The sequence below is a fragment of the Pontixanthobacter rizhaonensis genome (assembly GCF_012972675.1).
GTDB lineage: Bacteria > Pseudomonadota > Alphaproteobacteria > Sphingomonadales > Sphingomonadaceae > Pontixanthobacter > Pontixanthobacter rizhaonensis.
The window spans coordinates 1-15,822 of the sequence record NZ_JABCRE010000003.1; the positions used below are offsets into that span (position 1 = coordinate 1).

Consider the following 15,822-nt stretch of genomic DNA (forward strand, 5'->3'; position numbering starts at 1 on the left):
TACCTGCCCATCCTCCAGATCAACAGTAACAGCCTCTCCGCGTAGCCGCTGGCTGACACGGCCCGGCGTTGGAATAGAATACTCGCCCGCAATATTGGTCTGCACTTCGATCACGCTGGAGCCGCTCTTCAGACCCTCCGGCGTCTCCACCTCCACCGTCAGCCGGTACCGGTAATCGGGGGTGGGGTCAGGGCCTAGCCCGCAGCCTGAAAGGGTCATCGCGCCAATAGACGCAGCGGTACAAAGAAATACTCGGCGGTTCATGCGATGAATAGTATGCCAAGACTTTGAACAATTCTCTAATCCGGTTTTCCTACTCCAGACAGTGCGGCTAAATCATCCTTATGCCCGCACCACACACTTCCTTTTTTCTGGCCTCTGCGGGCGACCTTACGCCGTCACTAAAGGCGGAATTACACCCTTCGGGCAATCGCCAAAGTTTTATCCTTTGGACTGTGTCCCATGTGTCCCTTCCCTACAGCTTTTGTCAGGGTTTGGACTGCGAATATGAACGGTGGTGGTGGAGAGGGCGCGCCTACCTTTCGCATTCCCATACGCATCATTCAGTCGGCATTCACGGCATAAGGCCATGCTTTGCCGGTGTATTCGGGATTAAGAGGGAGTGGGTCTGATGCGCCTTATACGGATAAGTATTTCAACGTCGATACTGGCTATATTGGCAGGTTGTGCCGCCAATCCTGATGGCGGTACCGGTGATGATCTGGTGACTGCTCCGGCCCCGCCCGTTGCCGTGGCCCCACCTCCTCCGCCCCCTCCTCCGCCACCACTCCCCGCACCGGCCCCGATGGCTTCGGCAGATGCGATTATGGTTACGGGTAACCGCTTGGGCAAAAGTGCTGCGGCCGGATATGTCGCGGAAAGCGAGGCACCGGCTGGCTCAACGGCCACCAGTGCGGAGGTTTCCCCCCGATATCGCTATGTCCCGCCGGTCATCATCGCGCGCGATCCCGGCAGCGAGAAATATGATGGAGAGGAAATATCCTCTGTCAAAATCGCGGCAGCAGAGCCGCTCTCCACCTTCTCTGTTGATGTCGATACGGGCGCCTATGCCAATACGCGCCGGTTCCTAAGCCAGGGGCAAATGCCCCCTCGCGCTGCCGTGCGGACAGAGGAAATGATCAATTATTTCCGCTATGATTACCCCAAACCGGCAGATCGCAGCACGCCGTTCAGCGTCAATACCGATATGGCGGTAACCCCGTGGAATGCGAATACGCGTCTGCTGCGGATTGGTCTGCGCGGATATGATTTGCCCCGCAATGAACGCCCGCCAGCCAATCTGGTGTTCCTGATGGATGTGTCCGGATCCATGGGGCGGCCCGACAAATTGCCGCTCGTCAAAACGGCTTTGGCCGGATTGGCGGGGGAGCTTTCGCCCCAAGATAAGGTCTCTATCGTGGTCTATGCCGGTGCGGCGGGATTGGTGTTGGAGCCGACCAGCGATGAACGCAAAATCCGCCGCGCGCTGGATCAATTGAATGCGGGCGGATCAACCGCTGGCGGCGCAGGTATCCAGCTCGCTTACCAGATCGCAGAAGACAATATGATCAAAGGCGGTGTGAACCGCGTTATTCTGGCCACTGACGGTGATTTCAATGTCGGCTTGCGCGACCGGGACGCGCTGATCGAACTGATCGAGAAAAAGCGCGATACCGGGATTACGCTGACCACGCTCGGTTTCGGAACGGGCAATTATAATGAAGCCCTGATGGAACAAGTCGCCAATCACGGTAACGGCAATTACGCCTATATCGACAGCGCATTGGAAGCGAAAAAAGTGTTGGGGGATGAAATGTCCTCCACCCTGTTCACCATTGCCAAGGATGTGAAAATTCAAGTCGAATTTAACCCTGCGGTGGTCAGCCAATACCGCCTGATCGGCTATGAAAACCGTGCTTTGCGGGATGAAGATTTCAACAATGATGCGGTGGATGCGGGCGATATAGGCGCGGGCCATCAAGTTACCTCGATTTACGAAATTGTGCCCGCTGGCCAAACCGGATGGATATCCCCGCGCCGGTACGGAGCCGGTGCTCCGGCGCGGATCGCAAACCCGAACACGAGCGAGGCGGCGTATATCAAGCTTCGCTACAAAATGCCGGACGGGAAAACATCGCGCCTTGTGGATAGGATTGTGCCTGCATCCGGTATGCGGATGGCAGAGCGGCCCCGCGGCGATTTTGCCTTTGCCACCGCGGTTGCGGCCTTTGGCCAAAAACTGCGCGGCGATCCGTTGCTGAATGATTTTGACTTTGGCGATATTGAAAAGCTTGCGGGCACGTCTGGCAATTATTGGCGGCAGGAATTTGCAAGGCTGGCGGATGTTGCGGACAGTTTGGAAGCGCAATCGGGCGGCTAACTGCTTACCAAACAAGCAGGTGAGACACATCAATCCGGTTGACGGTGCGGGTTCGGCGCGCAAAGGACAATGGCGCTAGAACACATCGGTTAAAGGGAACACGGATTGATGATGGAGCTCGTCGAAGCAAACTGGCCGGTGGCCATTATTGCGGTCGTGGTGGTGATACTGGCTGCGTGGTGGCTATTCGTCGCGCTGCGGCGGACCAAAGTAACCACCGACACGTCGGATGTGTTGGACGAAGGCCACGGTCCGGCAGCGCGCAACAATGCGCTGATCGACGCGCCTCCGGCGGCGGTTCAACCAGACAGCGTGCCGCTGGAAACGGCGGCAGAGAAAAAGCCGGTACAGGCCGCAAGCGGATCGGGCGATGACCTCTCCCGGATCAAAGGCGTTGGCCCGAAACTGGTGGCAATTCTGCATGAAAACGGCGTGACCGGTTTCAGCCAGATTGCCGCTTGGTCAGAGGCGGATATTGACGCGATCGACGCAAAGCTGGGCCGTTTCCAAGGGCGTATCCGGCGGGACAATTGGCCTGAACAGGCACGGTTCCTCGCCGCAGATGACACGGCTGGCTACGAAGGCAAATTTGGTAAGCTGTAGACGCATATGACCGATCCCATCCGTCCGCTCCGCAGCGCGCTGTACCTGCCCGCCAATCGCGCCAGCGCGGTTGCCAAGGCGAGATCGGCAGATTGCGATGCTGTGATCCTCGATCTGGAGGATGCCGTGGCGCCCGACGCCAAGGCGGAAGCCCGCGCCGCTGCGGTTGCAGCCATCAAGGAAGGCGGCTTTGGTCATCGGGTCTTGGTGGTTCGGGTCAATGCGCTGGACACCGAATGGGGCGCAGCCGACTTGGCAGCGCTAGGCCACTGCCCTCCCGATGCCGTATTGGTGCCCAAGCTGTGTCACCCGGACGAGGCCAGCATCTACCGGGCGCAGATCGGTGACGGGCCGGAACTTTGGGCCATGCTCGAAACCTGCATTGCCTTCACCCAGCTGGGGGCCATCAACGCAAAGGCGGCATCCGCCAATCTGACAACCTTCGTAATGGGCACCAATGACTTGGCGCTCGAAATGCGCGCCAAGCTGGATACGGGCCGGGCAGCCTTCCTGCCTCTGCTTGCTCAGGCAGTCATCCATGCAAGAGCGCACGGCCTGTCTATCCTGGACGGCGTGTTCAACGATATCGCAGACGTAGGCGGCCTGACGCAGCAATGCCAACAAGGCGCGGCGATGGGCTTTGATGGCAAAACACTGATCCATCCAAAGCAATTGGAAACCGCCAACGCCGCGTTTAGCCCGTCTACGGATGAAGTCACCACTGCGCAAAGCATCCGAGACGCCTTCGCGGCGCCGGAAAATGCTGGCAAAGGCGTTATTAAAGTTGACGGCAGAATGACAGAGATACTGCATTTACGCGAGGCAGAACGCACGCTGGCTCTCGATGCAGCAACGAAGCGCAACACGGCTTGAACCAAACGCACTTGCGGCGCATGGTCAACACTGCAAGAGACCATGAAAATTAGTTTCAGGAGTAACTATGGCCGGCATGGCACCGTTCAATTGGGAAGATCCCTTCAATCTGGAATCCCAACTTTCCGAAGAAGAGCGGATGATCCGCGATGCTGCGAAAGGCTTCGCGCAAAGCGAATTACAATCGCGTGTGATCGAGGCGTATCGCGATGAAGTGAGCGCGCCGGAACTGTTCCCGCTGATGGGGCAGGCAGGCTTGCTGGGCGCGACAGTGCCTGAACAATATGGCGGCGCGGGTGCCAGCTATGTTGCTTACGGTTTGATCGCCCGTGAAATTGAACGGGTGGATTCCGGCTACCGGTCTATGGCCTCGGTCCAATCCAGCCTCGTGATGTATCCCATCCAGGCATATGGATCAGAAGAACAGCGCCAGAAATACCTCCCTGGCCTTGCCAGCGGTGAGCTGATCGGATGTTTCGGATTGACCGAACCTGATGCCGGTTCCGACCCCGGCGACATGCGGACCTATGCCAAGAAAGATGGCGACGGATATTCATTATCAGGGGCCAAAACCTGGATCAGTAATTCGCCGTTTGCGGATGTGTTTGTGGTCTGGGCGAAGAGCGAAGCACATGGCGACGGCATTCGCGGTTTCGTTTTGGAAAAGGGGATGGAGGGCCTTTCCGCTCCGAAGATTGAAGGTAAATTGTCGCTGCGCGCATCGACTACGGGCATGATCATGATGGATGATGTCAAGCTGCCTGCCAGCGCATTGCTGCCTGATGTCCAAGGGTTGAAAGGCCCATTTGGATGCCTCAACCGTGCGCGATACGGGATCAGCTGGGGCAGCATGGGCGCCGCAGAATTCTGTTTTCACGCCGCACGGCAATACGGCCTTGATCGCCATCAGTTTGGCCGTCCGCTGGCGAATACGCAGCTGTTCCAGAAAAAGCTCGCCGATATGATGAGCGATATCGGCCTTGGTCTTCAAGCCTCGCTTCAAGTTGGCCGATTGATGGATAAAGGCGAATTCGCGCCTGAGATGATCAGCATCGTGAAACGCAATAATGTCGGCAAGGCGCTCGATATCGCCCGTGCAGCACGTGATATGCATGGCGGCAACGGGATTAGCGAAGAATATCAAGTGATCCGTCACATGGTGAATCTGGAAACAGTGAACACCTATGAAGGCACACACGATGTGCACGCTCTGATCCTTGGCCGGGCAATTACAGGTTTGGCCGCGTTTTGATGAAGCTGTTTGGATATTTTCGCAGCTCAACCAGCTACCGGTTGCGCATCGCGCTCAATCTGAAAGGGCTGGATTACGAGAATATCCCGGTTGATCTGCGCACATCTGAACAAAAGGGGGCAGCGTTCACATCGCGCAATCCCTTTGGCAGTGTGCCTATGTTGGAAGCAGACGGCCGTGACCGGGCGCAATCGATGGCTCTGCTGGAATGGCTGGAAGAAGCCTATCCCGATCCGCCGTTGCTGCCAGCCGGTTTGGAAGACCGGTACACCTGCCGTGAGCTGACCTATGCCGTGGCGACCGAAATTCATGCGGTGAACAACTTGCCGGTTCTCAAATATTTGCAAGACCCGCTTGGACATTCTCAGGAAGATGTTGATCTGTGGTATCGCCATTGGCTGGCTCGTACATTGGACCCGGTGGAAAAACGCTTGGCCCAGCTTAGCACTGGTGATTTTCTGTTCGACCGACCGGGCCTATTTGAAGTGGTTCTGCTGCCGCAAATCTACAACGCCAGAAAATTCGCATACGATCTTGGCGACAAACCGCATCTGACTCGTATCGAGGACGCGTGCCTTGCTTTGGATGCATTTCGGCGCGCCTACCCAGATAACCAAAAAGACAGTCCAGATTTTAAGGGAGACTAACCGCTTATGAAACTCGCATCGATCAAAGACGGTACGCGCGACGGTAAGCTGGTCGTCGTCTCAAAAGACATTACCCGCTATTGCGCCGCCGATAATATTGCCCCGACGATGCAATATGCGTTAGACAATTGGGATCGCGTTTCTGGCGATTTGGAAGTTCTATATCGCGATGTGGAACATCAAAGCGTACCGTGCGAACGCTTCCACGAAAGCGAGGCTCACTCCCCCCTTCCCCGTGCCTATCAATGGGCGGATGGCAGCGCGTATATCAATCATGTCGAACTGGTTCGCAAAGCACGCAACGCCGAAGTACCGGACAGCTTCTATCAAGACCCGCTGATGTATCAGGGCGGTAGCGACACGTTCTTGGGCCCGCGGGACAATATTCCGTTGGGTGATCCGGCCTGGGGCTGTGATATGGAAGGGGAAGTCGCGGTCATTACAGGTGACGTGCCAATGGGTACTTCTGCCGAGGATGCGGCCAGTCAGATCAAATTGGTCATGCTGGTCAATGATGTATCCCTGCGCGGTCTGATCCCGGGCGAACTTGCGAAGGGTTTCGGCTTCTTCCAATCCAAGCCTTCCAGCGCATTTTCTCCTGTCGCAGTTACACCTGATGAATTGGGCGACGCATGGCAGGATAGCTTGATCCATTTGCCGCTATTGGTCGATTATAACCGGCAGCCATTCGGCCGCGCCGAAGCAGGCGTTGATGCGACATTCAATCTCGCACAATTGGTTGCCCATGCTGCCAAAACCCGCAATTTGGGTGCGGGTACAATTGTCGGTTCAGGCACTGTCTCCAACAAAGGCGCAGATGGCGGACCGGGCAAACCTGTGGCTGATGGCGGGGCCGGCTATAGTTGCATTGCAGAAATCCGCATGATTGAGACTATTCAGGATGGCAGCGCAAAAACACCGTTTATGAAGGCCGGAGACACTGTAAAAATCGAAATGAAAGATAAAGACGGTCACAGCATATTCGGCGCAATCAAGCAGGAAGTGGTGGCAGTTTAAGCCATGGCAAACACAGATTTGGGTGATCCGAAACTAATCCCCGTCATCATCGGCTGCGGGCAAATCAATGACCGGGCAGCCACTGGCGCTGAGGGTATGGACTCTCTCGAGCTAATGATTGCTGCAAGCCGCGCGGCAGGTGCCGACGCGGGTGCCGGGGTTTTGGCCCAGACTGACTGGCTGGGCATCGTTAATCAATTGTCGTTTCCGCAACTCACGGGAACTTTGGTTGAGGGAGTTTCATCCGCACTGGGCCTATCACCCAAGATCGCCCGTGAGACCCCTTCCCCCACGGGAGACAGCCCGATTTTGCTGATCAACGAAGCTGCCAATGCCATAGGCGGCGGCAAGGCCAATGTGGCATTGATCGTTGGTGCAGAAGCGCTCCGTACCGCTGGCAAGCGACGGGCGGAGGCAAAAGCTGCTGCAGCTGCTTCCTCTGCGGGCGAAGAAAAGAAAAAGGGACCGTACCCAAAACGGGCCTCGGTCGAACCCGAGCCACGCCATCATTACGGATTGCTGACACCGACCGACGTCTATCCCATATTTGAGAATGCAGCGCGCGCGGAATTCGGCCAAACATTTGCAGAGGCACAGGCCGAAAGCGGAATGATCTGGGCCGGAATGTCGGAGGTTGCGGCAAACAACACGCACGCATGGATCAATCAGAGCCGAACCGCATCGGACATTATCGAGCCAACTGCGGACAACCGGCCGATCGCTTTCCCTTACACCAAATTCCAAGTCGCCAATGCGGCAGTGAACCAAGGGGCGGCTGTTATTGTGACCAGTCTGGCAGTTGCGCAGGCAGCTGGCGTCAGTGAAGATCGCATTATCTATGTTGGCCAAGGCGCCGCAGCGCATGAGGCAGAAGATCCGCTAAACCGGCCCGCTTATGCGTGTTCGGCGAGTATGTCCGTGTCACTCACCAAAGCGCTCGAGTTGAACGGTCTTTCGGCCAGTGAGTTTGATCATATGGAGATCTATTCCTGCTTCCCGATCGTGCCCAAAATGGCGCGGCGGGTGCTGGGCATTCCCGCAGACCGGACGATGACGATGTTCGGCGGATTGACCTTCGGGGGCGGACCTATCGGGAATTACATGACCCACGCGGCAGCCTGTATGGTCGAGGCGCTCCGCAACGATGGTACCAATGGATTGCTATTCGCCAATGGCGGCTACGCAACGCACAATCACACCATTGTCTTGACCAAAATGCCGCAACCCGCGGGTACCTTCCCCCATAATTTCGACTTTCAGGAACAGGCTGATGCATTGCGCGGCGAGGTGCCGGAAATGGTTGGCGAATATGCTGGCCCGGGCAAGCTTGAAACCTACACAGTGCTGTTTGACCGTAAAGGTGAACCAAAACACGGGGTCGTGATTGCACGATTGGAAGACAATCGCCGCGCTATCGCTTTAGTCCCGCCGACCGATACACCGGCTATCGAACGGCTCATGAGCGGCGCAGCGGACTTGCAGGATAGCGCAGGTGTGCTTGCGGTGCATGACAGCCGCAATATCTGGTCATTTGCCCAACCCTAATCAATCGACACCATTTGACTGATACCCGCTTTTGCCCAATGACTGCTGAGTTCGTTTCCACGCCTAAGGAATTCTGATGTTTAAGTTCTGGTTTTCTATTCCCCTGTGGCAGCGCGTTATCGGGGCTCTGATAATCGGAACATTGTTTGGCTGGATCTGGAAAGAGTTCGCCTTGTTTGGTGGAGCCAGCCCGGAAAGCATCAAGTGGATTGGCGATCTGTTTATCAAGGCGATCAAAATGCTGATCGTTCCGCTGATATTCTTCTCTCTTGTTTCGGGTATTGCGGCGCTGGGCGATCTCAGAAAGCTGGGTAATGTTGGCGGGAAGGCGCTGATGATATTTGGCGGAACCGCAGCGATCTCGGTATCGCTAGGCCTCACACTGGCAACCATCACCCAGCCCGGTGTCGGCCTTAACGTGGCCTTGCCAGACGGGGCAGAAGTACCCGAACCTGCGACCACCACAGCGGTTGATATGATCCTGTCGATGGTAACCGACAATCCGGTTGCGACAATGGCAGAAGGTCAGGTTCTGCCGCTGATTATCTTCGCGTTGCTGTTCGGGATCTCCGTATTGATGGCCGGCAAGGAAGCGCTGCCGATTGTGAAGGCGATGGACGCCGGATCCGCCGTGATGCAGCGCATGACGATGATCGTGATGGAACTGGCGCCGTTTGGCGTTTTCGCCCTGATGGTATGGGTAGCGGGCACGTTGGAACCTGCCGTTCTGCTTGGCCTATTGCAGATTATCGGGCTTAATTATCTCGGCTGTTTTATCATTATTCTGTTGGTCTATCCGGCGATCATCAAATTTATCGCCAAACTGCCCATTATCGATTTCTATCGCGGGATTGTGGACGCTCAAGTGGTGGCATTTTCCACCGCATCATCCAACGCCGCGCTGCCTGTCACGCTTCGCTGCGTTCAGCGGAATTTGGGTGTGTCACGGTCGGTTTCCAGCTTTGTCGTTGCCCTAGGCGCGACGATCAATATGAACGGCACCGCGATGTATCTTGGCCTTGTCGCGGTATTCGGCGCGCAGGTTTACGGTATTGATCTGACATGGACATCCTATGTGCTGATCGCGCTTACTGCGACGCTTGGTTCAGTTGGTGCTGCGGGTATTCCCGGCTCTGGCCTGATCATGCTGACGCTGGTCCTGACATCAATCGGCGTACCACTGGAAACCGTGGCTCTGGTCGCCGGGATCAACCACATTATGGATATGATGCGCACGGCCACCAATGTCACCGGTGATGCCACGGTTGCCGTCGCGGTGGGCCGGATGGCGGGCGAGATTGATGTTGAGGAATACGTCTCTGCTGATGACATTTAACAGCCCGTTTCAGTTGCGGCCAACCAAGTCTCAGGAAAGACTGTTATGAAAAAACGCACTATGGCAATGGGTGTCGCGGGCTTGCTCATCGCTGGCGGCGCTGCTGGCGCTTACATTGTTTCCCCGACTATCCATGCTGGACAAACCGGAGAAGCGCCTGAACTCGGCCGGACAGGCGATTATGTCATAGGCACGTTCGAGAAGGATTTCGCGCTGTCTGATCGAACCGCGATTGGAACGGCGGGTTTACTCACCGGCAACATCGAACCGGTCGGTCGCACACTCACAGTCCGTTTTTGGTATCCCGCCACCGATACTGCCGATGGTGAAGCGGCCAGCTATACCCATATGATGGCAATTCCTGACAAAGATGCCATCGAGGTTGTGACAGGCGGAATTGCTTTGCCCGATGCACCAGCATTGGAAGGGGAAACATTCCCCTTGATCGTGATGTCGCACGGCTACCGCGGATGGAATACCCAGTTCAGCAATCTGGGTGAACACATCGCATCGCGCGGCTACATCGTGGCCTCTATCGACCATGCGGATATGCCGGCAGAAGGCTTGCCCTCGCTGCTGGTATCGTTCGGCAATGTGTTGGTTGATAGGACGCAAGACCAGCGGCAAATCTTGTCGTTGATTTTGAATGGCCCCCGCGAACCACAGCTTGCCGCAATTGATCCGGAAAAGGTCGGGCTGATTGGCTATTCTATGGGTGGTTACGGGGCGCTCGCCACAGCTGGTGCAGCCTATGACTTCTCTAAAGAACCACTATCCAACATTCCAGAGCAGGCACAGCAGCAACTCGCCAACGCCACTTCCGAAGCTGCACCGATTGATGCCTTGGTCACTTTTGCCCCTTGGGGAGGCGCACCTGACAACCGGGCATGGACTGCAGACAGTCTGGCCAAGATCGACGTGCCGACACTGGTTGTTTCAGGCAATCAAGACGATGTGGTAGATTTTGAAGCTGGTGTTCGATGGATTTACGACAGCCTGCAAGGAACGGACCGCCGCCTACTGGTCTTTCGGGAGGCTAGGCACAATATCGTCGGCAATGACTTTACCCTCCCCGCCGATGCGGACTTTGTCGCGACCGAGTTCCTGAAAGAACCCGTTTGGCGTAGCGACCGGCTGAATGCGATCAACCAGCATTTCGTGACCGCGTTTCTTGATCTTCATTTGAAGGGGGACGGCGACAAGGCGGCCTATCTCAATGTACCAAGGCCTGACTCCAATGCTTCCCAATGGCCGATTGGCTTCCGCGAACAATTAAACGGCAAATATGCTGGATCTGACCAGCCAGACCATTGGAATGGCTTCCAACGGCGCTGGGCTGTCGGATTGGAATTGTATTCAGGGGACCGAACGACAGCGGAATAAACGCTGAATTTTCCGGCGTGCTATTCGGTTATTGTGGGCGCGTCATAAATCCAAGATCAGGCTGAGCAAAACGGCCAATATTGGGGGCAATTCCGGGTAATTCGCTGGGCGACACGCCGAACCATTGTGCCAATGTAGCGGAATACTCGTCTACCGAAGTGGTTGGCAGCAATCGGCCCCGCCCAACTTGGTCGTCGCTCTCAACTGATACCTGCGGTGCGGTACCGTAGAAGCGCCCGCCATTGACGGCACCGCCAACAACGAAATGATGGCTACCCCAGCCGTGATCAGAACCATCCCCGTTGGATGCCAGTGTACGGCCAAAATCGGATGCGGTGAACGCCGTCACTTGATCGGCGATGCCCAGCTCGAGCGTAGAGCGATAAAACGCATCCATCGCGAAATCGACTTGGCCCAGCAACGCTTCATGGCTGCCGATCAAACCGTCATGATGATCGAAGCCGCCAGCAGACACCATAAACACTTGCCGCGTCATGCCCAAATCACCACGCGCTGCGATCAGCCTGGCGACCACGGAAAGTTGATCCGCCAGCCGGTTGCCCGTGCCGAAATCAGTCGCCACGCTGGACCGTGCCAGCGCATCATTCACAAAACCGCCAAATTCTACCGACCGGGCGTTTGTTTGCGCATAATCCCCTTCAAACACATGGCCTGTATGGGTCTTAAGCAACGTGTCCAATGCAGTACTAGCCGCCGATGAGTTATATAGACGCCCGCGGGACAGCCCATTAATCAATGTCGCCCCGTCTGGGGATACTTGATACGGCATCGCCTGTTCGCCGTTCATAAATACCGCGTTGCCAGTGGCATTTATCAGCGTGAACATAGCGTTGGAATTGCTGGATTGTGCCAAGTCCCCCATCCGTCCGCCCCAACCAGTAGGCGATCCTTCCGGCTGCGAGCTTTGCCAAGTCGATTGCTGATCATTGTGAGAGAATAGGTTGGCGGGACGCGGAAAGCGCGTGTTGTCATCGCTCTCATACTGAGCCTTTGTCAGCGGGGTTAACAATGGCCCGACGTTCAGCATGGGTGCCATATTACCCTGATCAAACCGGGATTTTAGAAGCGGCATTGTCGGCGCAAGGGCGTATCGGATGTCGTCCGTCAGCGTCTGCTCGTCGGGTTGCATCAACACACTGTTGGCGAGGCTGCTGCGTGGCAAGGCAATCCCGCCCCCGGCTTCGCTGCCATTACCGCCACGTATCTGGCTGTACCGCTGATAGTTCGGTGCATCGAATGGGATCAACGTATTGCCGTGATCATTCCCGCCATACAAAAAAACACACACCAGCGCCTTGTAACCACCAGTACTGGCAAATGCAGCGGCCTCCCCAATTCCGGCGAGCCCCATTGCATAGGAGGTCGCGACACCTGCCCCGGCCAATTGACTGGAACGACGCATAAAGGCGCGGCGGCTTAGCTCTGTGCTTTTTCCAACAAACATCGCAGTGCCTCTATTTCTGAACCATGTAATCATTGGATGCCATCACCAACATCACGCCAATATGGATGCGCCGGAGTTTCGTCGCGTCGTCGCTCGTTTCGGTTACCGTGATATCGTCCAATGCCGCCTTGATAACGTCTCGCGTATTTTGGGTCAGCTGCCCGCCGGCCAAGACCAGATCGAGCCGGTCCAGCAAGGCATCACTTTGATGCGCGATAGGCAATTCACCGGAATAGCTTGCCTTCACATCGCGGCCAAACCGGCCCGTTCCCCCAATCACCCCTTCCATGAAGTTCACATAGCCCGCGACTGATGTCTCGTTCACCAGCTGGAATTCGGGTGCGAGCAAATTGTTCGCCGCCGCCTGCGATCCTGCGGGAATATAGCCGGGCCGGAAGAAGTTAAAGACAGACGGTGATCGCAAAGGTGCTTGGCCAAGCGCAGTCGAATTAGAAGACGTATCGCCTATATCCCAATTCCCGTTTACCGAACTGACGTCAAATGTCCTGCCCCATTGGGCGTATCGCACCATCGGCTCCCGCAACCTGCCGAACATCGGATTGGTTAGCCCTGCCGGGTCCAACGCTTCTTCATCCATCAGGATAGCTGTGAAGACCGCACGCAAATCGCCGCGCACTCCCGATCCGTTGTCGTTGAACGTTTGCGCCACCCGCTGCACATATTGCGGGCTAGGATTGCTGGTCACCAATCGCTGGATCATCTGCTTGCCAAAGAACGGACCGACATTGGGATGCTGAAAAATTGCATCAAGTGTCAGACGAAGCGTCTCTGCGGCCCCGGTGCCAGCGGGGATTACAGTGCCCAAAAAGGCTTTCTCTTCAGCGGAATGCTCGCTCTGGGTTCGCGGGCGCTGCCACTTGGCGGGGTCTGCTGTCATGGGCCGCCGGACATACTCAACATCAGGAATCTGATTGTTCGGGTTCCTTGGATTAGGCGTATATCCAATGCCATCAAAGTCGAAATCATAACCAGTGAACGCTTTGGATATGCCCGTAACATCGTCGTTGGAATAGGTCGGGATAGGGTTCCCGCTGCCATCTGTCCGCTGCGTGCCATCCACATTCAGTTCAAACAGCCCAATCGAAAAAAGCTGCATGACTTCGCGGCCATAATTTTCATCCGGAACCCGGCCGGTAGATGGGTTCGCCTTGCGATTGCCCCGGGTGTTGAGGAACACGCCCATCGCGGGGTTAAGCGTAATATCTTCCAGCAAATCGCGAAAATTGCCGAATGCCCGCCTGTTTAAAATATCCCAATATTCGCCGATCGCCTGGCTGCGCCACGTTATGCTAACGCTGTTGAGCGAGACCACAAAGAACTCTGACAAGGCCAGAGCCGCGCGTTTGCGCACTTCGCTTCCGCGTGACATCAGCTGGCTCCAGATCATGTAATCCCCAATTCGCCGATTGAAGAAAAACTGGTCGGTGGTGATGTCATCAAAACCGCGGGATTGGAAAAACTGCTCAGCCGTCTGATCATTGGAAGCGGACATCTGGCCATCAAGCCAAGGCTCGTAACCCCGATCTTTCAGATTGCTGATGCTGCCAATTGGTGCCGAGAATGCGGCGCGCAGGGCGAACCGGGCAGCCGCTTCATCTGTCGTAGGCTTCAGCACTGTCGGGGGCGGGGTGACCGTTCCGCCGCCACTACTGCCAGTTGGTGGGGCAGAGCCCCCGCCACTATCTCCACCGCCGCATGCCGCAGTGGCAATCGCCAACGCAGAAACGGTTATTCCTTTGGCCGGTAAGGATGCGGGCCCGTCTTCGGGAAGAACGGTTAGGTTTTCTTCTAACGAGCCATGATCACGCTCGGTGGCTTCGCTCAGTCGCTCGTCAGTTACACAGTCTTTCATAACTGCCCGTCCCTCATTTCTGCACAGCACCGGTTTTGCATAACAGCCTCACTGCGCCGAGATTGAAACAATCAGGGAAAAGTCATGCACTGTTTTGATCGCTGCGCCGGGTTAACAAACCGCTTCTGAGGAATGGTAAATTGGCCGGCGGCATAGAGAAATATGCGCCCCGTTTTCTTGTGTCATGCCACGGCGGCTCACAGGAAGAGGGCCACCACGCCTTTTAGCATGATGGCCCTTTTCAGATAGCATGGGATAGGCACCGCATGGCGCCGCCCTAAATATCGGTACGTTTAGCTCGACAGAGCGATATGCCGTTTCATGTGATGATCGACATTGCCGAATTCGGAATCGAAAATCGTCAGACGTTTGAAATAATGACCAATGGCCATTTCGTCGGTCATTCCCATACCGCCGTGAATTTGGATAGCCTCCTGCCCGATAAGATGTGCAGCCTGACCAATCCGGACTTTCGCAGCAGAAACCGCTTGCTTGCGGGCGTTTTCGTCATCACCCAGACGTAAAGTAGCCAAATATGTCATAGACACTGACTGCTCATATTCCGTGAACATATCGACCATGCGGTGTTGCAGCACTTGGAATGATGCAATTGGCACACCAAACTGTTTACGCTGTTTCGCGTAGTCGATTGTCAGTGCGTGGGCGACTTTCATGGCGCCGCACACTTCTGCGCACTGCGCAGCAATTGCTTCGTCGGTCACCAGTTCAATAAGCGGCAAACCGCCATCTTCTTCGCCGATCAGGGCATCTGCCGGTACAGAGACGTTCTCAAAATACACTTCGGAAGCACGGCGTCCGTCAACGGTCGGGTAATCGCGCGTGACCACCCCGTCAGCGCTTTTGTCGACAATGAATACGGAGATACCGCCCTTGTCCCGCTGGCCGCCCGAAGTACGTGCGGTCACCACCAGATGGGTTGCCCAAGGGGCGCCGATCACAACTGCTTTATGTCCATTGAGCACATAGCTGTCGCCGCTCTTTTTCGCAGTCGTTTCAAGGTCTGCAAAATCATACCGGCCGCGTGGTTCAGCATAAGCAAATGCAAAGATCTGGCTGCCATCTACAATCCCGCCAATATGCTCTTCTTTTTGAGCAGCAGTACCGGCGTGCTTCAAGAAACCACCCGCGCATACAACGGTGGGAACATACGGCTCGACCACCAGGCCTTTGCCAAATTCTTCCATCACGATCATGGAATCGATGGCACCGCCGCCGAAGCCTCCATCCTCTTCAGAAAACGGCATGCCCAGCAGACCCAGCTCAGCCAGTTGCGCCCAAATTTCAGGGCGCCAACCGCTTTCGCTGGCGATCACGCCATTGCGTGTTTCGTAATCATAGGTTTCGCGCACCAGCCGTGTCAGGCTGTCGCGCACCATTGATTGCTCATCGGTGAAGTTAAAATCCACAGTGTCTCTCCCGATCTCTCA

At 55.9% G+C, this 15,822-nt stretch carries 12 protein-coding genes and 1 pseudogene; 9 read left to right on the plus strand and 4 right to left on the minus strand.

Annotated features, from left to right (window positions below; all coding sequences use genetic code 11):
* Positions 1-264: pseudogene (locus HKD42_RS07815) on the minus strand (hypothetical protein); the annotation flags it as partial.
* Positions 265-631: 367 nt separating this feature from the next.
* Here HKD42_RS07815 and HKD42_RS07820 point away from each other — a divergent pair.
* The 9 genes from HKD42_RS07820 (at position 632) to HKD42_RS07860 (ending at position 11,036) form a co-directional block, all read left to right on the plus strand.
* Positions 632-2,380, plus strand: a complete 1,749-nt coding sequence (locus HKD42_RS07820; protein ID WP_170012216.1) for a vWA domain-containing protein — start codon at positions 632-634, stop codon at positions 2,378-2,380.
* Between the two features lie 108 nt (positions 2,381-2,488).
* A complete protein-coding gene (locus HKD42_RS07825; RefSeq protein ID WP_170012218.1) occupies positions 2,489-2,983 on the plus strand; it encodes a hypothetical protein in 495 nt (164 codons plus the stop codon).
* A 6-nt stretch (positions 2,984-2,989) separates the two neighbouring features.
* Positions 2,990-3,856: an HpcH/HpaI aldolase/citrate lyase family protein gene (locus tag HKD42_RS07830; protein WP_170012220.1), complete on the plus strand. Its 867-nt coding sequence runs from the start codon at positions 2,990-2,992 to the stop codon at positions 3,854-3,856.
* A 67-nt stretch (positions 3,857-3,923) separates the two neighbouring features.
* A complete protein-coding gene (locus HKD42_RS07835; protein ID WP_170012222.1) occupies positions 3,924-5,108 on the plus strand; it encodes an acyl-CoA dehydrogenase in 1,185 nt (394 codons plus the stop codon).
* Complete coding sequence (gene maiA / locus HKD42_RS07840; RefSeq protein ID WP_170012224.1) at positions 5,108-5,755, plus strand: maleylacetoacetate isomerase; 648 nt, start codon at positions 5,108-5,110, stop codon at positions 5,753-5,755. The genes HKD42_RS07835 and maiA overlap by 1 nt, the downstream gene beginning before the upstream one ends.
* A gap of 6 nt (positions 5,756-5,761) precedes the next feature.
* Complete coding sequence (locus tag HKD42_RS07845; protein WP_170012226.1) at positions 5,762-6,772, plus strand: fumarylacetoacetate hydrolase family protein; 1,011 nt, start codon at positions 5,762-5,764, stop codon at positions 6,770-6,772.
* A gap of 3 nt (positions 6,773-6,775) precedes the next feature.
* Positions 6,776-8,317 (plus strand): acetyl-CoA acetyltransferase, encoded by a 1,542-nt coding sequence (locus HKD42_RS07850; RefSeq protein ID WP_170012228.1) that lies wholly within the window; start codon positions 6,776-6,778, stop codon positions 8,315-8,317.
* 76 nt (positions 8,318-8,393) lie between these two features.
* Positions 8,394-9,653, plus strand: coding sequence for a dicarboxylate/amino acid:cation symporter (locus HKD42_RS07855; protein WP_170012230.1), 1,260 nt, complete (start codon positions 8,394-8,396; stop codon positions 9,651-9,653).
* Positions 9,654-9,698: 45 nt separating this feature from the next.
* On the plus strand, positions 9,699-11,036 hold the full coding sequence (locus HKD42_RS07860) for an alpha/beta hydrolase family protein (RefSeq protein ID WP_170012232.1): 1,338 nt from the start codon (positions 9,699-9,701) through the stop codon (positions 11,034-11,036).
* Between the two features lie 28 nt (positions 11,037-11,064).
* Here HKD42_RS07860 and HKD42_RS07865 read toward each other — a convergent pair whose 3' ends face one another.
* The 3 genes from HKD42_RS07865 to HKD42_RS07875 all read right to left on the minus strand — a co-directional run bounded on the left by HKD42_RS07865 (position 11,065) and on the right by HKD42_RS07875 (position 15,801).
* On the minus strand, positions 11,065-12,459 hold the full coding sequence (locus HKD42_RS07865) for a DUF1501 domain-containing protein (protein ID WP_246236917.1): 1,395 nt from the start codon (positions 12,457-12,459) through the stop codon (positions 11,065-11,067).
* Positions 12,460-12,511: 52 nt separating this feature from the next.
* On the minus strand, positions 12,512-14,374 hold the full coding sequence (locus HKD42_RS07870) for a DUF1800 domain-containing protein (RefSeq protein ID WP_170012235.1): 1,863 nt from the start codon (positions 14,372-14,374) through the stop codon (positions 12,512-12,514).
* Between the two features lie 293 nt (positions 14,375-14,667).
* Positions 14,668-15,801 (minus strand): acyl-CoA dehydrogenase family protein, encoded by a 1,134-nt coding sequence (locus HKD42_RS07875; RefSeq protein ID WP_170012237.1) that lies wholly within the window; start codon positions 15,799-15,801, stop codon positions 14,668-14,670.
* Between the last annotated feature and the right edge of the window lie 21 nt (positions 15,802-15,822).